The sequence below is a fragment of the Caldibacillus debilis DSM 16016 genome, from assembly GCF_000383875.1.
GTDB lineage: Bacteria > Bacillota > Bacilli > Bacillales > Caldibacillaceae > Caldibacillus > Caldibacillus debilis.
Window position 1 is genome coordinate 1 of the sequence record NZ_KB912902.1, and the last position, 22138, is coordinate 22138.

Annotated in this window: 20 protein-coding genes and 1 other annotated feature; of the genes, 1 reads left to right on the forward strand and 19 read right to left on the reverse strand. The window is 48.7% G+C overall.

The window, feature by feature from the left end; translation table 11 throughout:
• Positions 1–242: 242 nt before the first annotated feature.
• The gene (locus A3EQ_RS0112870) at positions 243–569 is read right to left on the reverse strand and encodes a hypothetical protein (protein ID WP_020155578.1); all 327 of its coding nucleotides are present in this window, start codon (positions 567–569) and stop codon (positions 243–245) included.
• 269 nt (positions 570–838) lie between these two features.
• On the opposite strand from A3EQ_RS0112870, the gene A3EQ_RS21095 reads away from it, so the two are divergent.
• Positions 839–3907: a DEAD/DEAH box helicase gene (locus tag A3EQ_RS21095; protein ID WP_169382702.1), complete on the forward strand. Its 3069-nt coding sequence runs from the start codon at positions 839–841 to the stop codon at positions 3905–3907.
• A gap of 243 nt (positions 3908–4150) precedes the next feature.
• Here A3EQ_RS21095 and pyrR read toward each other — a convergent pair whose 3' ends face one another.
• The 18 genes from pyrR to A3EQ_RS0112965 form a co-directional block, all read right to left on the reverse strand.
• On the reverse strand, positions 4151–4690 hold the full coding sequence (gene pyrR / locus A3EQ_RS0112880) for a bifunctional pyr operon transcriptional regulator/uracil phosphoribosyltransferase PyrR (protein ID WP_020155580.1): 540 nt from the start codon (positions 4688–4690) through the stop codon (positions 4151–4153).
• A 31-nt stretch (positions 4691–4721) separates the two neighbouring features.
• Complete coding sequence (locus A3EQ_RS0112885) at positions 4722–5636, reverse strand: RluA family pseudouridine synthase (RefSeq protein ID WP_020155581.1); 915 nt, start codon at positions 5634–5636, stop codon at positions 4722–4724.
• Positions 5623–6144 (reverse strand): signal peptidase II, encoded by a 522-nt coding sequence (gene lspA / locus A3EQ_RS0112890; protein ID WP_020155582.1) that lies wholly within the window; start codon positions 6142–6144, stop codon positions 5623–5625. The genes A3EQ_RS0112885 and lspA overlap by 14 nt, the downstream gene beginning before the upstream one ends.
• A 171-nt stretch (positions 6145–6315) precedes the next feature.
• A complete protein-coding gene (locus A3EQ_RS0112895; RefSeq protein ID WP_020155583.1) occupies positions 6316–7287 on the reverse strand; it encodes a sugar phosphate isomerase/epimerase family protein in 972 nt (323 codons plus the stop codon).
• Positions 7288–7298: 11 nt separating this feature from the next.
• Positions 7299–8435, reverse strand: a complete 1137-nt coding sequence (locus A3EQ_RS0112900) for a Gfo/Idh/MocA family protein (protein WP_020155584.1) — start codon at positions 8433–8435, stop codon at positions 7299–7301.
• Positions 8436–8462: 27 nt separating this feature from the next.
• Positions 8463–9506, reverse strand: coding sequence for an ABC transporter permease (locus A3EQ_RS0112905; RefSeq protein WP_020155585.1), 1044 nt, complete (start codon positions 9504–9506; stop codon positions 8463–8465).
• A 22-nt stretch (positions 9507–9528) separates the two neighbouring features.
• Positions 9529–11061 carry a sugar ABC transporter ATP-binding protein gene (locus tag A3EQ_RS0112910; protein ID WP_020155586.1) on the reverse strand — a complete coding sequence of 511 codons (1533 nt, stop codon included), beginning with the start codon at positions 11059–11061 and terminating at the stop codon, positions 9529–9531.
• Between the two features lie 46 nt (positions 11062–11107).
• Complete coding sequence (locus tag A3EQ_RS0112915) at positions 11108–12088, reverse strand: ABC transporter substrate-binding protein (protein WP_020155587.1); 981 nt, start codon at positions 12086–12088, stop codon at positions 11108–11110.
• 63 nt (positions 12089–12151) lie between these two features.
• Positions 12152–13366: an ROK family transcriptional regulator gene (locus A3EQ_RS0112920; protein ID WP_020155588.1), complete on the reverse strand. Its 1215-nt coding sequence runs from the start codon at positions 13364–13366 to the stop codon at positions 12152–12154.
• Between the two features lie 113 nt (positions 13367–13479).
• Positions 13480–14448, reverse strand: coding sequence for a Gfo/Idh/MocA family protein (locus tag A3EQ_RS0112925; protein WP_020155589.1), 969 nt, complete (start codon positions 14446–14448; stop codon positions 13480–13482).
• A gap of 19 nt (positions 14449–14467) precedes the next feature.
• The gene (locus A3EQ_RS0112930; protein WP_026499954.1) at positions 14468–15280 is read right to left on the reverse strand and encodes a sugar phosphate isomerase/epimerase family protein; all 813 of its coding nucleotides are present in this window, start codon (positions 15278–15280) and stop codon (positions 14468–14470) included.
• A gap of 369 nt (positions 15281–15649) precedes the next feature.
• On the reverse strand, positions 15650–18424 hold the full coding sequence (gene ileS / locus A3EQ_RS0112935) for an isoleucine--tRNA ligase (protein WP_026499955.1): 2775 nt from the start codon (positions 18422–18424) through the stop codon (positions 15650–15652).
• A gap of 197 nt (positions 18425–18621) precedes the next feature.
• Positions 18622–18838 (reverse strand) — a binding site (T-box leader).
• 89 nt (positions 18839–18927) lie between these two features.
• Positions 18928–19455, reverse strand: a complete 528-nt coding sequence (locus A3EQ_RS0112940; RefSeq protein WP_020155592.1) for a DivIVA domain-containing protein — start codon at positions 19453–19455, stop codon at positions 18928–18930.
• A gap of 78 nt (positions 19456–19533) precedes the next feature.
• Positions 19534–20295 (reverse strand): YlmH family RNA-binding protein, encoded by a 762-nt coding sequence (locus A3EQ_RS0112945; protein WP_020155593.1) that lies wholly within the window; start codon positions 20293–20295, stop codon positions 19534–19536.
• A gap of 28 nt (positions 20296–20323) precedes the next feature.
• A complete protein-coding gene (locus A3EQ_RS0112950; protein WP_020155594.1) occupies positions 20324–20584 on the reverse strand; it encodes a YggT family protein in 261 nt (86 codons plus the stop codon).
• An 8-nt stretch (positions 20585–20592) separates the two neighbouring features.
• Entirely contained in the window at positions 20593–21021 is a 429-nt protein-coding gene (locus tag A3EQ_RS0112955; RefSeq protein ID WP_020155595.1) for a cell division protein SepF, read from the reverse strand.
• Entirely contained in the window at positions 21018–21707 is a 690-nt protein-coding gene (locus A3EQ_RS0112960) for a YggS family pyridoxal phosphate-dependent enzyme (protein ID WP_020155596.1), read from the reverse strand. The genes A3EQ_RS0112955 and A3EQ_RS0112960 overlap by 4 nt, the downstream gene beginning before the upstream one ends.
• Before the next feature lie 96 nt (positions 21708–21803).
• A complete protein-coding gene (locus A3EQ_RS0112965; RefSeq protein WP_020155597.1) occupies positions 21804–22055 on the reverse strand; it encodes a YlmC/YmxH family sporulation protein in 252 nt (83 codons plus the stop codon).
• Positions 22056–22138: the final 83 nt, after the last annotated feature.

Sequence of the window (22138 nt, forward strand, 5' to 3'; positions counted from 1 at the left end):
AAAAGTCGTATATTTGACCGTTCAAGATTTTAACGAGAAATGGGCAGAACGAAAGTTGCGAGGATTTGCCGAAGCGCAGGAAGCCCTCGAGCGAATGTTTGAAGAACGTTATCATTAACCAAATAATGTAAATAGATGAGATGAGGGGATTCTCCCTTTCCCCCTCAAGAGACTGAATATTCAGTCCCCTGGGGGGGAACCAGCCCCCCCTCTATTCCAAATCTATTTCAGAGATACCCTATCTATCTTACATTACACAAAATTCTTGACGGTACCAAATCCTCTTCAATGTCAAAATTGTCCTTCTTAATGGGTGCCTTTTTTTCAACAGAAGTAGTTACTTGTTTGGCTGGTGCATTCGTTTCAAAATTTTCGTCTCTTTTTTTTAGTTGCTTCAATTGAATATTTTTAAAACCAAGATTAAACAAAATACTTTCCAGTTCACTGATCGAAATTTCAATACCATAATGTTTCACGAGAATGCCTTTCAATTCGGCCAAATAAATTGGTTCCGATTTCTCATATATTTCCAGAATTTTATTTAAATGCCGGATTGATTCAGCATTCATCTTAATTCACTTCCAGTTGAATTATATTTATATTTATTTTAGTATGAATTTGTAGAAAGTAAAATATTTCGAAAGGGTTTCCAAATATGTTCCTGAATACAGTATCCGATTCCTTGAACGCATTATTTAATAAAAATCACTTTTCGAAAAAAACATTAATTGTATTAAAGGGGTTTCCTAAGAAATCTCTTCAAAACCTATCGATACCAAAACTATTTGCCGATTCTTTTGAATGGTTGTTGGACTTAGAAGAGAAGAAGTCCGAATTATTGATTGCAGCTGTACAAAAATTCAACGAACCCAATCTGGCCTACTGGTGTACTTTTGAAGAATTGGTGGCCGTTTCCCGTAACGCCTTGGAAAATCTCTATGATATCAAAATTTATCGCAACAATCTCTTCCATAACTTCTTTCCATTAAATTATCATATTGCCGATATTGATACAGTATATGAAAAGTATTTTGACAATCTTGAAGACCAATTACAAATTCCTGAAGAAATCAGCCTTATCACCAAATATTATGGAAATATGATTCGCCTATCTAACGGCAGTTTTTACATTTCCTTTACCAACAAAGAGGAGGACGAAATTCCGGTCTTTGAACAAAAACCTCTTTCATTTCCCTTCCCCGAAATCGAGGAAGCCGATCATTTGATCGATTTGTCAGAAGATGAAACACCATTTCTTGAAATGCTCGATTCTTTCCACTCCTTTGATACTGTTCCGGATAAAATCGTCCTCGGGTGGAGGGGGGATTTGAATCAGTTCCCCCATCAATACTTGGAACGATTGGAGGTTTTATCCAATCTATTTCCTAAAATTTCCATCTTAAGAAAAAAACAAATTGTCGAGGATACAACTATAAAAAGGGAAGAGGAATACAAAAAAATATTGAGAACTTATTGGGGATATTCTGATTTTCGACAGTTGAAAATGTATAAAAACGTCGATGATCCTGTTAACCCGAAAGAAACTATTTTAATTTCACAGGCCCAAATCATCCATGACTTGGTGGAACAGGCCGAACGTGCGATGCACGATCAACCGTTTCGCGATATTTTTGTTACATCGTCGACTGGAGCCGGAAAATCCTTGATGTTTCAAATCCCGGCGGTATATTTGGCCGAAAAATATAAACTGTTGACAATCATCATATCCCCCCTCATCGGCTTGATGAAGGATCAAGTGTATAGTTTGCAAAGCAAAGACATCACTTTTTCTGCTACCATTAATTCAGAAATATCACCAGTTGAGAAGATGAATATTATAAATAAGATCCAGAATGGAGATATTTCCATTTTATATATTTCACCGGAAACGTTATTGAGCCGGTCTGATATTTCAATGTTAATTGGAGAAAGAAAGGTTGGTTTGTTTATCATCGATGAAGCACATATCGTCACCACTTGGGGAAAATCGTTCCGTGCAGACTACTGGTACTTGGGCAATTACTTGCAAAAACTGCGTAGATCTATGAAATTCCCTGTTGCAACATTTACAGCCACCGCCATTTATGGTGGCATCGAAGATATGTTTGGGGAAACTAAGGATAGTTTATATATGGTGAACCCCATCAATTATTTCGGATATGTCAAACGCGATGATCTTAAGCTCCACTTGCACAGAATTGATCGAGAAATCAGTCAAGAAAAGGAGTATTTGTACACAAAATTTTTTCTTTTGCATGAGCGGATGATCCGAGCTTATAAAAAAGGAAAGAAAACGCTTATTTATTTCCCGTTTGTCAGTTTGATTCGGGAATTCTATATGTATTTGGAAAGACAAGCAGAACCTGAATTATTGAAAAATGTAGTTACCTATTATGGAACGATGAAAAAGGAGGAAAAGGACGATAACTTTTTGAAATTCAAAAACGGTGATTGTCTATTCATGCTTGCCACAAAAGCATTTGGTATGGGAATAGACATCTCAGATATTGAAAACGTGATCCATTATGCACCTACAGGAAACGTCTGCGATTATATTCAAGAAATTGGCCGTGCTGCCAGGGATGAACATTTGATCGGCAATGCCTATTTCGACTTTTCAAAAAAGGATTTCAAATATGTGAACATGCTGCACGGAATTAGCACTATCAAAAAAAGACAGCTAATTCAAGTAATGGAAAAAATACTTTCCATCTACAAAAAAGAGAGAAACAAAAAATACGCCCGGAATCTTTTAATCAGTTCCGAAGACTTCCATTATATTTTTTCAAGGAACCAACACTCCGATTATGACAAGGATGAATTGGATAACAAATTGAAAACAGCCCTATTAATCATTGAAAAAGATTTTATAAACAAATTGGGGTACTCACCGATCGTGGCACGTCCTCGTAGTATTTTTTCCATCGAGTACGTTAAAGTAAAGAGGGACAGTGAACACGAATTTGTTAAAACATTTAAAGATTACGCCAAAAAAATCCAAACGTTGGATGAAGATTATTTTGGGGGCGTTTACCAAATTGATATGAGACGTTTATGGGAGAACCATTACAAAGAGTTATCCTTTCCACAATTTAAATATTATTTTCATCAAAAAGACCAACGCCTACAATTAAAATGTTTAGATATTCTAGAGTCAGTGTTTGTTATAGATATTGATCTTCATCAAAAAAATGAATCTACATTTCTTAGCGAAGTTCGGACAATTAGTGAACAACTATCTAACATTTTGGGTAGATTCATCCGTAGTGAAGAATATTTTTTTATTTCTGATCTTGCAAGAGAAGTACAAATGATGTTCGGGAGATCAAAATATCAGGCCGACTCTTTAGCCAATCAAATTATCCAAAGTATCATTCGATTTCAAGATGCATTGAAGAAAACAAGAACACAAAGAGTTCATATAATTACCGAAAAAGAATCGGGAGAAGAACAAAGATATAAGCTTATGGTAAGATCCGATGATTTTTTCCGTTTTCTTATCACGCATATGGAAAAACTCTTATATCAGTCGATCAAAATGGAAAATGGAAAATATAAATTATTTCTAACCAAAGGGAATACTTTAGAAGTGGACAAAACATTTATTGCCCTGGGCTTATTTGAATCAATGGAAAAATTACTGTATGAAGTTAAAGGCGGGGATAATCCCGAAATCTTTATCCGTGTAAACTCTCAATTGCAAATTGAAAGGGTAATTCACAATCCAGAAAAATATGAAAATATGATTCTTAAGAACGTTTATCAACGACATTTGATTTCGGTAGCCATGCTTACTTACCTGTTTGAAAACGAAGTACCGACAGAACAATTTTGGGAATACATCGAAGACTATTTCCTTGGAATCATTCCGGACGAAGTCTATGAAAAAGTCGCGAACATTAATTAAAACAGAGCCCTTATCCGGATTAAAGACAATCCGGATAAGGGCTCCCTATTTTAAAATGTATAGTTTTTCATGTTATCTACAATTATTGTTCTAAATTTTACTCAAGTTCGCCTGTTATAAATTCACTCCTTCTGTTGTTGACGCGAAAACCCTTCGAAACACCAAAAACCCCGAGGGGAGACGAAACATATAAAGGTTTAAAGCGTTACGTCTGCCTCGGGGCTATTCTTTTGGAAACTCAACCTATTCATAAATGCTTACCTGATCCACGCCGTCATATTCTTCCATTTCGACGACGATTTTTTCCGCGCGGGAGGTGGGAATGTTTTTCCCGACATAATCGGCGCGGATCGGCAGTTCCCTGTGCCCGCGGTCGATGAGGACGGCGAGCTGGATCCTTTCCGGCCTGCCCAGATCGACGACCGCGTCCATCGCCGCCCGCACGGTCCTCCCGGTGTATAACACATCGTCCGCCAGGATCACCCGTTTCTTTTCAACGGAAAAAGGAACCGCAGACCCTTTGACTTCCGGCTCCTTGTCGGGGGTCTTGATCGTCAAATCGTCCCGGTACAGCGTGATGTCCAGCTCGCCGATCGGGACGGACGTCCCCTCGATTTGGGCGATGGCCTCCGACAGCCTGCGGGCGATGTAGATGCCCCGGGTCCGGATCCCGATCAAAACGACATCGTCCACTCCCTTATTTTTTTCAATGATTTCATGGGCGATTCTCCGGAGCGCCCGGCGGATCGCCGGTGCGTCCATGACGACGGCTTTCCTTTTCATACCCTTCCTCCTTTTTTCCGGATCGGAACTTTCAATAAACGCCGGCGCGCAAGCCGTTCAAAAGGCGCTCGAAATCTTCGGGGGGCGGCGCTTCAAAGATCAAAAATTCCCCCGTGCGGGGATGGGCAAAGCCCAATACCCCAGCATGAAGGGCCTGTCCGTCAATCGGCAGGGTCCGCTTCGGACCGTATTTGGGATCCCCCGCCACAGGATGGCCGATATACTTCATATGGACGCGGATTTGATGGGTTCTTCCCGTTTCCAGCTCGCATTCGACCAGGGTATATTTGTCAAAACGTTCGATGACGCGGAAATGGGTAACGGCCGGCTTCCCGGAGTCGACGACCGCCATGCTTTGCCTGTCCTTCGGATCCCGCCCGATCGGCGCGTCGATCGTCCCGTAATCGTGGGGAATCACCCCATGGACGATCGCTTTGTACTTGCGGAGCACCGTTTTGTTCTCCAGCTGCCTGGCCAAATGCTCGTGGGAAAAATCGTTTTTGGCCGCCATCAGCAATCCGGACGTGTCTTTATCGATCCGGTGGACGATTCCCGGCCGCAGGACGCCGTTGATGCCCGACAAATCCCGGCAATGGGCGAGGAGGCCGTTTACCAGCGTCCCGTTCAAATGGCCGGGCGAAGGGTGGACGACCATCCCCCGCGGCTTGTTGACGACAATGACATCCCGGTCTTCATAATAGATGTCCAAATCCATGGGCTCCGGCCGGACGTCCAGGATCTCCGGTTCGGGGACCGTCCATTCGATCCGGTCCCCCTCCTGAACCCGGTAATTCGCCTTGACGGCCTTGCCGTTGACGGATACGCGACCTTCGGTGATCCAGTCCTGGATCTGCGACCGGGAATATTCCCCGTCCAATCCGGCCAGCAGCTTGTCGATCCTCATCCCGGCCTCGCCGGCAATCACGGTATGTTCACAGATTTCCATGCTGCCTCTCCTTTTTCCCTTTCCATTCTTCCGCAAACATGTAAAAAATCAGGATGAATACGCCCGTCACCAGGGCGCTGTCGGCCACGTTGAAAATCGGGTAATGATAGGAGAAAATGCGGAAATCGAAAAAGTCGACGACTTCCTTTCGGAAAAGCCGGTCGATGAAATTCCCCAGCGCGCCCCCCAGCATAAAGGATAGGCCGAGGTTTAGCCATCTGCTTCCCTTGCGGTTTTTATAAAGATAATAGACCATAAACGCCGCGGCCGCGATCGTGATGAGATAGAATAGCGCCATCTGATTTTGCAGGATTCCCCAAGCCGCGCCTCGGTTCCGGTGGGAAGTGATGTAAAAAAAATTCTCGATGACGGGGATGCTCTCCCCGACAGCCATCTTATCGACGATCGTCCATTTGGTCAGCTGGTCGATGACCACGATCAAAAAGGCGATGAAAAAATACACGAAAAAATACCCCCAAATTGTCCTCGTCTTTAAGCATTTTAGCATTTGCCCCGTCCCTTTTGCAACGCAAATCCGACGAATGGCCGCTTCCCGCGGGCCTCTCCCGCCTTGCCGTCCGCATGCGCACTAAAAAAGGGTAAGGGATATCTCTTTCCCTACCCTTGAAAAATGCTTCGCGGCAGACCATATTGCTTGATCAGTTACTAGTTTTTTTTTTCATGCCCACCACATTTCCGCCGGTTGTTCCTTGAACATGCAATTTTTCAAAAGGGAGATCGCCTTGGACAGGCCTTCGTCGATCGAAGCCAACATGTCTTCATGTTCGATGGAAATCACGTGGTCATAGCCAACAACCCGAAGCATGCTGATGATATCCTTCCAAACCTTTTCCCCGTGGCCATAACCGACGGAACGGAACGTCCAAGCCCGATCCGCCACTTGGCTGTAATGTTTCGTGTCAAGGACGCCGTTAACCCGGATGTTAGCTTGATCCAGGAACGTATCTTTGGCGTGAACATGGAAGATAGCCTTTTCCTTGCCCAACTTCTTGATCGATTCGACCGGGTCGATCCCTTGCCAAAACAGGTGGCTCGGGTCGTAATTGGCGCCGATCTGTTCCCCGACGGCATCCCGCAGTTTAAGCAGCGTTTCTGGATTGTAGACGACAAAGCCGGGATGCATTTCAAAGGCGATCTTTTTCACGCCGTGTTCTTTCGCGAATTTCGCTTCCTCCCGCCAGTACGGGATGACCACTTCATTCCATTGCCACTCGAGGATTTCCTGATATTCCGGAGGCCAGGCGCAAGTGACCCAGTTCGGATACTTGGCGCCGGGATGATCCCCGGGACAGCCGGAAAACCCGTTGACGACTTCCACTTCCAGCTCTTTCGCCAATCGGACGGTATCCCGCCATGATTGATGGGAGGCCTCGGCGATTGACTTATTCGGGTGGAGCGGGTTCCCGTGGAAGCTTAACCCACTGATCACAAGGCCTCTGCTTTCGATCGCTTTTTTATATGCCTCCAATTCCTTCGGATGTTCCAACAAATGCCTCGGATTGCAATGGGCTTGGCCGGGATAGTACCCCGTCCCGAGCTCGATCGCTTCGAGACCCATTTCCACCACCTTGTCCAGCATTTCCTCGAAAGATAGATTTTGATAGAGAACAGTGAATACGCCGAGCTTCATTACATTCCCTCCTATCTGATTTCTACCCATTGTTTCGTTTCATGGCTCTTCAAAATCGCTTCGACAATCTTCATGATGTTATGGCCGTCTTCGAACGTTGCATATTCGACGGCAGCCTTGCCGGGATTACGAACGTGATCATAAAATTCCAGGAACAGGTTTTTCAAGGCATCCGGCCACCCTTCCTGATGGCCGCCCGGGTAGTGGACAAAACGTCGGGACTCTTCCGTAAGCAAGGACGGATCCCGCATCAGCAGGCCGTTCGCCCCATCTCGTTTGCCGATCCACAACTCATTCGGCTTTTCCTGATCCCAGCTATAGGTCGTGTCCTTTGTCGAAATCTCGAAAAATAGCCGATTTTTTCTTCCGGCGCTCACTTGGGACACGGTGAAGGCTCCAGTCGCTCCGCCCTCAAAATGGACGAGCACATGGCCGGCATCCTCGGTGTCGATTTCCACTTCCTCATATTCCGAATGTTCCGCGGCGGCAAAGGTCTTCACTTCTTCCTTCGGTTTTTTCCTTTTCGGATGGATCGTTTGCAAATCCGCAAACACACGGACGATCTTATTCCCAAGGATATATTGAACGGTGTCGCACCAGTGGGAGCCGATGTCCGCAATGGCACGGGAAGGGCCGTTCAAACGTTTATCCAGCCGCCAGCTATAATCGGTGGGATAAAGGAGCCAATCTTGAACATAACCTCCGTGGACCAAATACACCTGTTTTTCCCCTTTCAAGCGGGATTTAACCTCCTGGACGAGTGGGTAGAACCGGTAGTTGAAACAGACCCCGTGGATCCGGTTGTTTTCCAATGCGATTTCATGGAGTTGGCGCGTTTCTTCACTCGTTATGGCCAACGGTTTTTCCGACAGGACATGTTTTCCCGATTCCAGTGCTCGTTTGTTGATCGGAAAATGGAGGGAGTTGGGGGTGCAATTATGGACGACTTCAATTTCTTCATTCTTTAGCATTTCTTCCACATCGTCATAAGCATAAGCAACCCCGAATTTTTCGGCCAACCCTTTGGCGCTAGAGAGCGACTGGGAGACGATGGCGGTGACTTCCACGTTCGGCACTCGCCGGAGCGCCTCCAAGTGGGAAGTGGCCGAAAATCCTGTTCCGACGATAGCTGTTTTGATCGTTCTCATTCCACAACCATCCCTTTTCAAATATGATTATATCCTTTCCTTCCTTTGCAGCAGCACAGCCGCGATGACGATGAACCCTTTGAATGCGTCCCGCAAAAAGGGGGGCACGCCGAACAGGTTCAGCAGATTGTTCATGACAGCGATGATCAGCATCCCGAAGACGGTGCCGACGATGGAACCCCTTCCGCCCATCATGCTCGTCCCGCCAACAACGGCCGCGGCAATCGCATCCATTTCCAATCCGCGGCCTGCGTTGGCGAAATCCATCGCTCCGATCCGAGACACTTGGATGGTCGATGCGAAGGCGACCAAAAGGCCCATTAGGGCATAAACATGAAACTTCACTTTGTTCACGTTAACCCCGGAAAGTTTCGCCGCCTTCTCATTGGAACCGACCGCGATGATTTGGCGGCCGAAGGTGGTCCGTTTCGAAACATAATGCAAAATGATGGCGATGATGGCCCAATAGATGATCGGCATGATCATAAAATTTCCGATTTGGAAACTGGCCAATTGCAAAAAATCGACCGGTACGGTGGGGTTATACCCTTGCATGAAGTGTTGAGTTACACTCCGAAACACCATCATCGTACCCAAGGTGGCGATGAAGGGAGGAATCCTCCCCAACGTGACCAACAATCCGTTCGCCGCTCCGAGCAAGTAACCAAAAATCAGGACGATAATGATGGCGACAATGAAAGCCGGTGCGCCTGTAAGTCCGAATCCGGCCAAAATCCCCTTCGTTCCTGCGTCGATCAACATCATCAACATCGCGCCAATGACGACTAACGTGGAACCGACAGCCAGGTCGATCCCCCCGGTCATAATGACGAGCGTCATCCCCAAAGCGATTATCCCGGTAGCCGCGTTATTCCGCAAAATATTGATCCAGTTGTTCAGCCATGCCTGGAACCATTCGCCGAACGAATCATAGTCGAATCCCAAAACCAGCGTCTGCAGGACGATCATAATGAGCAATGCAATGGCCGTACTGAACAAGGGTTCCGAGTCCCATTTCTGTTTGAACCAACCGATAAATCCGATCTTTGATTTTGCGTTGCTATGCTCCATAATCGGCCTCCTTCTCCCTTACCTAATTCAATTGTCCGCCGGTTGCCAGCGTCATGATATTTTGTTCGGTCATTGTCTTTCCAGAAATTTCGCCCTGGATGACACCATGGTACATGACAATCGCCCTGTCGCAAACGCGGATAATTTCTTGGGCCTCCCCGGAAAGGACGATGATGGCGATGTTTTCCTGAGCCAGCTTCATGATGATGTCATATATATCTTCTTTCGCCCCCACGTCAACCCCCTGGGTGGGGTTGTCCAAAATCAGCAGTTTTGGTCCTGCGGAAAGCCATCGGGCCAAAATGACCTTTTGCTGATTCCCACCGGAAAGGCTGTTGATACTATTTGTATTTTTTTCCATTTTAATCTTCAAGGATTTTCGCTGATCATCGAACAACTCCTCATGCCTTTTGGAATCGATGATGCCCCATTTGGAAAATTTCGGCCAGGTTGCGATGGATGCGTTCTCGATGATATTCATGTCTTTGATAATCCCGTTTTCCTTTCGGTTGGGGGGTAAATAGCCGATCCCCAATTGGAGCGCGTGTCCGGGGCTTTTTACTTCGGTTTCTTTTCCATTGATAAAGATCTTGCCGAAAGTCGGACGAAAGACACCAAAGATCGTTTGGAACAGCTCGCTCCTCCCATCGCCGAGAAGGCCGGTCACCCCCAAAATTTCACCTGTGCGGACGGAAAAGTTGACGTCCCGGAACGCGTTTTGATAGGACAGACCTTCCACTCGGAGCACTTCATCTCCGACCCGTTTCTCCCTGGTGAGCGGCTCCGTCCGGACGTCATGCCCGACCATGAACCGGGCCAGATCTCTTGTCGTCACGTCCTTAATGTCCCCTTCGGCGACCAGCTTGCCGTCGCGGAGGACCAAGTAGCGCTGGCAAACCCGCATCACTTCGTTCAGTTTGTGAGAAATGAAAATGATTCCCACACCGTGTTCCTTCATTGTCAGCATCATTTGGAAGACCCGATCGATTTCCTGTTCCGTAAGGGAAGACGTGGGCTCATCCATGATGATGATCGATGCGTTCATCATCATCGCCCGACAGATTTCGACAATTTGTTTATAAGAGGCATCCAGTTCCCGGACCATGGTTCGCGGATCCAAGTCAACGTTCATTTTTTTGAACATCTCTTCCGTTTCGCGGATCATCTGCTCCAAATCCAGGAATCCCCATTTCGATTTGATTTCCCTACCCAAGAACAAATTTTGATAGATGGGGAGATCGTTGATGAGGTTCAGCTCTTGGTGGATGAACGCAATACCCGCATCCTGAGATTGGGCCGGTGTGGCAAATTCCACTTCTTTGCCGTCCAAAAGGATTGTTCCGGCGTCCTTTTTCACTACTCCTCCCAAAATGTTCATCAGCGTCGATTTACCTGCTCCGTTTTCTCCCAACAGGGCGACGATTTCCCCGCCTTCGATTGAAATGGACACGTCCTTCAACACGTGATTGGAACCGAAGGATTTGTAAATATTTTTCATTTCCACTTTCAATGCCATCACTTCCATGCTTTTGTTAAAAGAGAGGGCTACAGCCAAGCCATAACCCCCTCTTCCTCAAACGAGAGATTCTTAGACTACGAGATTAATAAGGAGAATTTTCGTCCAGATAATTCTGATAGTTGGTTCGGTCGACGACTTCCGTCGGGATGACGATTTCTTTTTCCACTTCTTCGCCGTTCAACACTTTCACCGCCACATCAATGGCGTCTTTGACCATCGCAGGGCTATAGAGGGCGGATTGCAGCCAGATGTCTTCATTTTCCGGCATCATTTTGAAGTATTCTTGCATGCCGCCTCCACCGGTAATGACCTTGATATCGGTCCTTCCCGCCTCCCGTATGGCCTGCAAGACTCCGATGGACGTTTCGTCATCCATGGAAAAGACCGCATCGATATGGTCGACGCTCGTCAAAATGTCAGCCATATCCTTCAGCCCGTCTTCCCGGGTGAATTTGGTGGCGTAGGTCAACAGTTTCAAATCGGGTGCGATTTTGGAAACGGTGTCCAAAAAACCTTTTTTCCTCAATTCGGAAACCGAACCGGAAGAAGGCACTTCGAGGATGACGACCGTCCCTTCCTTTCCGATTTTATCGACGATGTACTTTGCGCCTTGCACGCCCATGTCATAGTTGTCTCCGGTAACCCGATACACGCCGTCGACGGCAATTTCGATATCGAAGTTCACCACTTTGATGCCTTCATTCAATGCCCGCTGAATGGGGGCCTCCATTCCTTCCCATTGGGGGAAAGCGACAATCGCTTCCGCACCCCAAGTGATCAGGTCGTCCAATTGGGATGTCATTTCTTCCGCGTTGTTGGATGTGTACATTTTGTACTCCACCTGATCCGACAATTCCTTGACGCGGTTTTCGGCGTGATAAGCCACGGCGGCCACCCATCCGTGGGTTACAGCCGGAGCGAGGATACCGATTTTGTGCTTGTCTTTTTTGTCACCGCCGTCTCCCGAATCTCGGCCCGATGTTTTCGACCCTCCTCCGCAAGCGGTCAAACCCGGTACAATTAACAACATCAATGCCAACAACAACCACAAAGACTTTTTCACAAAAAAACCCCCTTTATTATTAATCAATCTATGGTAGTGTTTCATTGTTGACCGGTTGACAGCTTAAGCCAATAAGGAAAAACGGAACTGATCGTTCAGCAGGACCGACGCTGCACCGACAAGATGCTGGTCCCGCCCGAAAGAGCTGCCGTCAATAATGATTTCGTCGGAAAACACGTTCATGATCGACCGTCTGGTCAAACGGGTGACATGTTCCAATAAAGTCGGATTACCGGAAAAAAGGTCACCACCAAGAATGACGACTTGGGGATTAAACATATTGATCAAACTGACCAAACCTTTCGCCAAATACGCGGATATTTCCAACGCCACTTCTGTGGCGATCGCATCCTTCTGTCCCAAAGCGAATAAAAAATCTTCGATCGTGATCCGACTCCCGTCGGCGCCGCCCTTTTCACGGAGCAAGGACGGCCGCCCGTCGGCCAGTTTTTCCACAATCCGTCTCCTTGCAGCCGTCCAAGCAGCGTAATTTTCCAGACAGCCGGTGTTCCCGCATTCGCACGGCTCCCCTTCGGGGTCGATGCAAATATGGCCGAATTCTCCCGCTCCGCCCCCATGACCACAAAACAATTGCCCATTAGCGATGACCCCGGCTCCGACGCCATCACCGACGGTGACGTGAACAAGATGATCGGAATTTTTATAGGCACCGAAATTCTTTTCCGCTAACGCCATGGCATTGGCGTCATTATCCAACCACGTTTTCATCCCGAACCGTTCCTCTACGATATGGACAAGGGGAACATTCTTCCAATCCAGCTTGGAGTTATACCGGACGCTTCCCTTTTGCTGGTCGATGATGCCGGGGCAGCTGATGGAAATCCCGAGGCAACGCTCGAGATCCGATTCACGGGAAAGGAATCCGTCGATGCAAGAAATGACGAAACGGATGAAATCCTTTCCAATTCTGCCACCGGTGGAATAGCTTTCCTTTCGTTTGATTTCCGCATGCAAATTCATCCGTGCGATGGAAATGGATGAGATCTTGATGGAAACGGCAATCAAAAATTTGCTATCCGGTACGAATTGTAGAAGTATCGGCTTTCGGCCCCCTCTAGAAGTACCGCTACCGACTTCAGCCACCAATCCCTCCCGTATCATTTCGGTTACGGCCGTGGTGACGGTCGTCGGGCTGATATTGATCAACTTAGCGATCTCACTCCTGGATATGGGGCCTTCCCTCCGGATGATATTAAGAATAAGAAAGCGGTTCCATTCTTGGATAAACTTCAAATCCCCCGTTTTTGTGACTTTCATGCCCATCCCTTCGTCTCAACCGGAAGTCAATTTGTCGAAGCCCGTTAGTTTTTCCAATGAAAAAATTATCTTTATCCAGCTTCATTATAAGCGCTTACATTATGACTAGTCAATCATTTCATAAAATTTTCAAGAATTTCGATGGCGGCCAACACTTGTTCACTGCTGACCCGTTCCGAAGGAATCCCTTTTACCATGCAGTCGATAAAATGAGACAGTTCCCGGTAAAATATCCCGGTGGGGGGCAAGTTAATACCCGTGGGGATGAGCACATCCTCCTTCAAGTCAAATACTTTCGCTTCTCCTTCCGGCGGGAATAGCACGACCTTTTCCCCGTCGTATTCGATCAGTCCATCTTCCAAATAAATCCGCCACCCCGCCCGGAAAGGGATACCGGCATTGTACCAAGCGGCTTCGGCCGTTACGTGCAACCCGTCGAATCCATATTGGATCCGGTACGCTTCTTTGTACGGCAATCCTTCTCGTCCGCAGCTTGTATAGGTGAAAGACTGAGGTTTGCCGAACAGGCTGATGATTAAATCCAGATCATGGATATGCAAATCAAAGGGAATTAACCCGCTTTTTTCTTTGTCGAAAAGCCAGCTCTCGCTCGACCATTTCGGCGTTGCCGACAGCCTCCAGAAATAGCCGTCGAGCGGTTTTCCGTATTTCCCGCTTTCCACTGCTTCTCGGAGAATTTCCGTTTCTTTCGTGAATTGCAAGACATGACCCACAAACAAAAGCCGGTTTTTTTCCTCGGCTAATGCGTACATTTCTTCCGCATCTTTTTTCTGGAGGGCGATCGGTTTTTCCACGATGACATGCTTCTCAAGCTTCAAAGCTTCCATCACATGTTGTTTGTGAAGATACGTCGGCGTGCACACATCGACGCAGTCGATTCGTTCCTTTTCTGCCATTTCTTCAACAGAGGAATACGGAGTCAAGCCGAATTTTTTCGCCCGTTCTTTTCCCTCTTCCGTGTTGCAGACGGCGGCCACTACCCGGCAACCGTCGATATGACGGTAATTGTGGTAATGAACGGTTCCCATGCCGCCCAAACCGACGATCCCAATGTTGATCATGCCGTGATCGCCTCCTCCGTCAAAATTCCAAACCCAGTTTTTTCAAATATCGATAGGAATCACGGACCGCCTGGTCGACCTCGGCCAAGTCCTTGGCACCGTCCGTGGTGAATTCGATTTCGATGCTCAAGGGGCAATCGTTGCCCGACTTTTCCAATAAATCGATGATCGCAGAAAAATTAACCGTCCCTTTTCCGATGGCGGGGAAATTCCATTCGTTATGCGCTCCGGCTTTATCCTTCAAATGAATGTGGCCGATCTTGTCGACGCAGGCTTTCATATCTTCCAACACATCGACATTGCCATAATAGATGACGTTGGCGGTGTCGTAATTGATCACGACCCTTGGGGAGTCCACCAGGTTGACGATCTCCATGATTTGTTTGCCGGTAGCGTGTTTTCCGTGGTTTTCCAATCCGAGCACCAAATCGTATTTTTCCAAGTATGGGACGATTTCTTTGATATGTTCCGCCACCTCGTCATCGCCAATTTCTGCCCGGTCTTTCAAATGGGCTTCCCCGATGGAGGAAATAATGTAATCGCATTCAAAAAAAGCCGCCAATTGGATATTCAGGATGAAATCCTCCAATCGTCCCCGATCCATCAAGTTGCAATGGCCGCTCATCGAAAAGGGGGTAATTCCGTAATCCTCCAATTCTTGTTTGATCTTGCACAGTTCGTCGAAACTCATCGTCGGAAAAACATGCTCCGTCCATCCTTTCGTAGCCGTCAACTCGATATAGCGGAATCCGGCATCCCGAGTGCCCCGGATCGCATCCCGCAAGGAGTACCCGTGATACGTGTTCGAGTTGACCGCAATGATCCGATGCATGCCCGTCGCTCCTTTCTTTTTATAGATCATTGGTATATTTCGACAATAAACTCTACAATCCTTCTATATGTTACAAAAAAGTCATATTTGTGCGAATAATGTCGTCCTTAACAGAGATTCCTATCAATAGGAGGGATAACCCGAGATTTTCATATTTATGGATTTCATGTTCCGAGAGACCCAAAGTTTGTCTTCCGCTCCTTCAAGATTCCGCGTCTCCGCGGACACCCTTGCGTTAAACTGACTGATGCTTCTGCCATCGCGACTCAGGACTTTCACCCTATAGCGAAGCGTGCTGTCACAAACACAAAAGACGGTCCAGCAAACAGCTGAACCGTCTTCTTCCGCGGATCCCGGCGCGGGGATCCGTTATTGCAGCACATGGGCATAATGTTTGCGGACAATCGAGGCGCAACGGCGGCACAAGGTCGGATGTTCTTCGTCGGTGCCCACGTCCGTCGTGACCATCCAGCAGCGCTGGCAAGTTTCTCCGTCCGCTTTGGATACGGCGATGGCCAATTGATCCGTTTGATAAACCCCGTCCGGCGCTTCTTCCAGGCTCCCTGCGATTTCGAACTTGGAGACGATGAAAATTTGCCCGAGATTTTCCTGGAAGGAATCCAGGAACTGCCGGATTTCCGGGGTCACGTACATGGAGACCTTCGCCTCCAGCGATTTCCCGATCCGTTTTTCGTTCCTGGCCAGCTCCAGCGCCTTCAACACATGATCCCGCAATTTCATGAAACGGTCCCATTTTTGCAAAATTTTCTCTTCATCTTCGAAGGTTCGGGCCTCCGGAAAATCGGTCAATTGGACGCTTTCCTCTTTTACGCCGGGAATGTATCCCCACACTTCCTCGGCGGTATGGACCAGGATCGGCGCCAAGAGTTTGACCGTCGCCGTCAAACATTCGTAGATGACCGTCTGCATGGCGCGGCGGGCCGGGCTGTTCATTTCTTCGATGTACAGCACGTCCTTGGCGAAATCCAAGTAGAAGGCGCTCAAATCGACTGTCATGAATTTATTGATCTCATGATAAATGTCGGAGAAGTTGTAATTGTCGTAACAGCTTCGGATCGTCCTGATCAGCCGGTTTAATTTGACGAGCATATACCGGTCGACTTCCCGGAGCCGCTCATAGGGCACGGCGTCTTTTTCCGGATCGAAATCGGCCAAATTGCCGAGCATGAACCGGAACGTGTTCCGGATTTTCCGGTAGACTTCGGACACCTGTTTGAAATTGTCCATAAACACCTTGACGTCGGCCGTATAATCCACCGAGGATACCCAGAGCCGGAGCACATCCGCGCCGAATTGCCTGGTGATTTCTTCCGGGGAGATGACGTTCCCGAGGGATTTGGACATCTTCCGCCCTTCCCCGTCGACGGTGAAACCGTTGCTTAAGACGGCCCGGTAGGGCGCGTGGCCCAAAACGGCGACGCTGGTGATCAGGCTGGAATTAAACCAGCCCCGGTATTGGTCGGATCCTTCCAGGTACACATCCGCCGGATGGTGCAGCTCCTCCCTCGTTTTCAACACGGCGTAATGGGAAGAGCCGGAGTCGAACCAGACATCCATGATATCCTTCTCTTTCCGGAAAATGCCGTTGGGGCTTCCCGGATGTTCGAAGCCTTCCGGCAGCAGGTCCTTGGCGTCCCATTCGAACCAAATGTTGGATCCGTGGCGTTCAAACAGTTGAGCCACATGCTCGATCGTCTCGTCGGTAATGATCGCTTCCCCGTTTTCGGCGTAGAAGACGGGGATCGGCACCCCCCATAGGCGTTGGCGGGAAATGCACCAGTCGCCCCGGTCGCGGATCATGTTATAGAGCCTGGTTTCCCCCCATTTGGTGTACCACCGGACATTTTGGATTTCCTTCAGCAGCTGTTCCCGGATCGGGTCAATGGAAGCGAACCATTGCATCGTCGCCCGGAAAATGACCGGTTTTTTCGTGCGCCAGTCGTGGGGGTAGGAGTGGGTGATGAAACCGAGCTTCAATAAAGCGCCGACTTCCTCCAGTTTTTTCGTCACCGCTTTATTCGCCTCGTCGTAAAACAGGCCTTCGAAGCCCGGCGCCTCTTTCGTGAAATACCCCCGGTCGTCGATGGGGCTCAAGACACCGAGCCCGTATTTTTGCCCCACATAGAAGTCTTCTTCCCCGTGGCCGGGCGCGGTGTGAACGCAGCCGGTACCCGAATCCTTCGTCACGTGTTCCCCGAGGACGACGAGGGAATCCCGGTCATAGAAAGGATGTTTGGCCACCACATATTCCAATTGTTCCCCCCGGACGGTTTTCACCCGTTCGTAAGTTTCCCATCCCAGCTCCCGGGCCACGTCCTGGAGAAGGTCTTCTGCGAGGAGGTACTTCTCCCCTTTTACCTCCACGACCGCATAGGCGAATTCCGGATGGACGGCGATCCCCAGGTTGGCCGGGATCGTCCAGGGCGTCGTCGTCCAGATAATGATCTTCGTTCCTTCCTCCAGAACTCCTTTCCCGTCCTTGACGGCAAAGGCGACATAGATGGACGGCGAACGTTTGTCCTTATATTCGATCTCCGCTTCCGCCAAGGCCGATTCGGAGGAGGGGGACCAATAGACGGGCTTTAACCCTTTGTAAATATATCCCTTTTTCGCCATTTCGCCGAAGACCCGGATCTGCTGGGCCTCATACTTCGGGTCGAGGGTCAGGTAGGGGCGGTCCCAATCGCCCCTGACGCCCAGCCGTTTGAATTGCCGGCGCTGGTTATCCACCTGCTCCAAGGCGTACTTCTCGCACAGCTTCCGGAATTCGGTCGCGGACATCCCTTTCCGGTCGACCCCTTTATTGACCAAAACCTGCTCGATGGGCAGCCCGTGGGTATCCCAGCCGGGCACATAAGGGGCGTCATAGCCCGACATGGATTTCGAACGGACGATAAAGTCCTTCAAGATTTTATTCAACGCATGGCCCATGTGGATATCGCCGTTGGCGTAAGGGGGGCCGTCGTGCAGAACGAATTTTTTCCGGCCCTTCGTCCGGGCCTGAACCTTTTCGTAGATCCTCATAGTTTCCCATTTTTCCTGGATTTCCGGCTCCTTCTTCGGCAGATTGGCCTTCATCGGGAAATCCGTTTTCGGCATCAGCAGCGTTTTTTTATAATCCAACGCGAACTCTCCTTTCCAACAGCCTTTTCTTCCATCTTTCCATACGAAGGGAACGGTTAAACTTCGGAACAGCCGCTTCCGCAACGCGGGTGGAATCGGGTTTTGCGGGCCGCCGGCGGTCCGCCGGCAGGGAGGCCTTTTGCCAACCCGGGCGAAATCCCCGATCGGGGGGGCGAATAAAAAAACCTTCTCTCCCTGCTTGGGACGAGAAGGTTCCCGCGGTACCACCCAAATAGACATGAAATGTCCACTCTGATTTCGTAACGTGAAATGGACGCCTCCGCCTACTTGGGTTTTCCCGTTCAGCGGGGAACTCGAGGGTGATTTTCCAATTTCCTTTTTAATCAGGCTCCCACCATCCCTGACTCGCTTGGTAAAAAGGGAAATTGTACTCGTCCCTCTCATCGTTTTTCGCCTTATGCTGTTTTTCGCCCTTTGCTTTCGGATTATATTGTATTATAAGAAATGGCCTTCACCTTCGTCAAGTGGCGGAGAAACCATCTTCAACCTTTCGCGTAAAGGTCTTCCTTGTCCTCATCCAACGATTTCAATTCGGTCGCGTCCGTATCGTATTCCATTAGCTTGTCCCAATCTTCGGAGTTGATCATGTCCAGCTGGGCTTCGATCAACATTTTGAACCGGTTGCGGAACACCTTCGACTGCTTTTTCAGCTCCTCGATTTCCAGGGCGATCTTCCTCGCCTTCGACAAGGCTTCGTTGACGATCCGGTCCGCGTTTTTCTCCGCCTCCCGGATGATCAATTTCGCCTCTTTCTGGGCGTTCTGTTTCACTTCTTCGGCGGTTTCTTGGGCGATGATGATGGATTTGTTCAGCGTCTCTTCGATATGGGTGAAATGGGCGAGCCTTTCTTCCAGCTGCTTGACCTTGTCTTCCAGTTCCTTCTTTTCGCGGATGATCATTTCGTAATCTTTGATCACCTGATCCAAAAACTCATTGACTTCGTCTTCGTCATAACCGCGGAAACCGCGGGAAAAAACTTTGTTATGTATGTCGATCGGCATTAACGGCATCCTTGCCACCTCCAGTTCTCATTCCCTGTAATGGTTAGTTTTTCGACAAAAGCGGGGAATATCCTTCTTTTTTTCGCATCATTTTTGCTTTCCGATCAATAAACGCCATTTTTCCTTTTTCGTTTTCGCGGAGCCGAGGATTTTGATCCTGCCGAAGCCCCGCACGGAAATGACATCCCCTTCCCGCAAGGGATAATCGCAGTCCTCGGTCTGCTTCCAATTGACCTTCACCAGGCCTTGCCGGATCATCTGCTGGACCTTTTGCCTCGCCAGGTTGACGGAAGCGGACAAGACCGCATCGAGCCTCAAGGAAGAACTTACAACGGAAGATTCCTTCCAGGTTTCCCGGGGAGGTAGCGCCTTTTCCAAAGGGATTTCGGCGACGTTAACCCCGGTGTTGCCGACTTTATCCAAATGGAACGTGAAGTAGGAAGCCAGCTCTTTGGCGGCGAAAAATTGAATCCGGTCCGCCGCCACGATGATGTCGCCGATCTTGCTTCTTTTTACGCCCGATCCCATGATCGCGCCCAGCACGTCCCGGTGTGTCAAGGAAGAAAATTTCGGCACGGCGAATTCCAGCAGCGCGATCTGGAAATCCTCCGGTTCCGGAACAAAATATTCCGGGAAGATGAGGGCCCGCTTCCTTTCGTTGCCGGGGCCGCCGCCGAACAGCTCCCAGCCGATTCCTTTCCCGAGGACGGCCGACAAAATATGCTGCTCCCGCGGATCGAGAAAATCGGTCAGTTTGGGGGCATAGCTGTCCTCCACGGCCATTTTCCAGTCCAAAACCTGATCGATGAAGACTTTCTCTTCCGGGCGGAAATGCTGATACAAAGACATGGCGATAAACCGGATCCCCTTTGTCTGGTCAGAACCAGAATTTTATGGTTTGCAAGCCGTGCATGGCCAGCTGCAAGACGATGAGCGCAAAAATCGGAGAGATGTCCACGAAACCAAGGGGCGGTATGAAACGGCGGAACGGTTCCAGATAGGGTTCGCAAATATTTGCCAGCATCTGCCCCAGCTGGGTTTCGCGGGCGTTGGGGACCCAGGACATGAAAATATAGATGATCAGCAGATAAAAATAGAGGGTAAACAATTTCGCGATGATATCGATTATGAGATCCATCCGTCTTATTACAACCCCTTGTGAAGATTTTCGTCATGAACCAGGTAATCGGAAACGTTCCCGGAGATTTCGACATTTTCCGGCGCGCAGATAAAGATATGGTCCCCGATCCGCTGGATGTCGCCGCCGATGGCGTAGACCGTGCCGCTCAAAAAATCGACGACGCGCCGGGCTTGGTCATGATCCAGCCGCTGCAAGTTGACGACGACCGCCCTTCGGTTTTTCAAATGGTCGGCAATATGCTGGGCCTCCGCATACATCCGCGGTTCGAAAAGGATGAGCTTCGCCGTCTTTTGGACGCTTTGGAGATTGACGACGTTTTTCCTTTCGTTCCGCGGCGGTTTCGCCGGAAGCTGTTCGTATTCGGCCTCCAGCTCATCTTCCAGAAATTCTTCATCAAGGGAAAAAAACGATTTGATTTTCGATTTGATGCTCATCGTCTCACTCCTTTATTTTCCCCGACCAGGAGGGTGCCGATGCGGACGAAGGTCGCCCCTTCTTCCACGGCGATTTCAAAATCGTTGGACATCCCCATGGACAATTCCTTGCATGGGGCGAAAGGATAGGATTGCCGTTGGACGGTTTCCTGCAGCTTCTTCAGCCTGCGGAACACCGAACGGATCAGCCCCCTGTCCTCCGTATAGGGTGCGATCGTCATCAAACCTTCTACTTTTATATTCGGATATTGTGCCAACTTTTCAATAAAGGGCAAGGTTTCCTCTTCAAGGATGCCGTGTTTTGTCGATTCTTTGGAAATGTTGACCTGAACGAAACAAGGCACCGGCCTTTTGGCCCGCTTATCGATTTCCCGGGCCAGGCTCAGCCGGTCGAGGGAATGGATATAGTCCGCGTAATCGATGATGTCTTTCACTTTTCTTGACTGCAGCGTGCCGATGAAGTGCCACGTGGCTTCTTTTCCGATGGCGGCGTATTTATGTAAAAATTCGTTGGAGCGGTTTTCTCCCAAATGCGTGATGCCGTTTTGCAGGAGTTCCCTGGCCGTCTCCACCGTCGCGGTCTTCGTCACCGCCACGATCCGGACGTCGCCGGGTTTTCTCCCGGCCCGTTCGAGGGCCCTTTCGATCCGTTCTTTGACAAGCGCTACATTTTCCGCGACAGCCACTTATCTTGTTTGCCTCCTTGGAAGCCGTTGATATCCTGTTCTTCTTTTCAGTTTACCATATTGTCCGATTTTTCGGCACTAGAATTTTTCATTTTTCTATATCTTCCGTTTCCCCCCGTCGTTCAATCTGACAAACAAAACATCCTCGCCGATTTTGAGGATCCCCGACCATGGGATGACGTACTCCTCCTTCCCGTCCTTCCGGTTCCGCAAGGAAAACCGCTTCCTGACGATGAGGCTTTTAATTTTCCCCGATTCCGGTTCGATGTCCAAATCGACGACCACCCCGAGCCGTCTCCCGTCCGTCATGTTAATGATCTCTTTCGCCTGCAATTGGAAAAAATACATAGGATCACCGTAAAAGTTTTTTACCTAAACTATATGTAAAAAAGGGGAAAATAAGACGCCGGCCCGCCGCCGAAATAATGGCC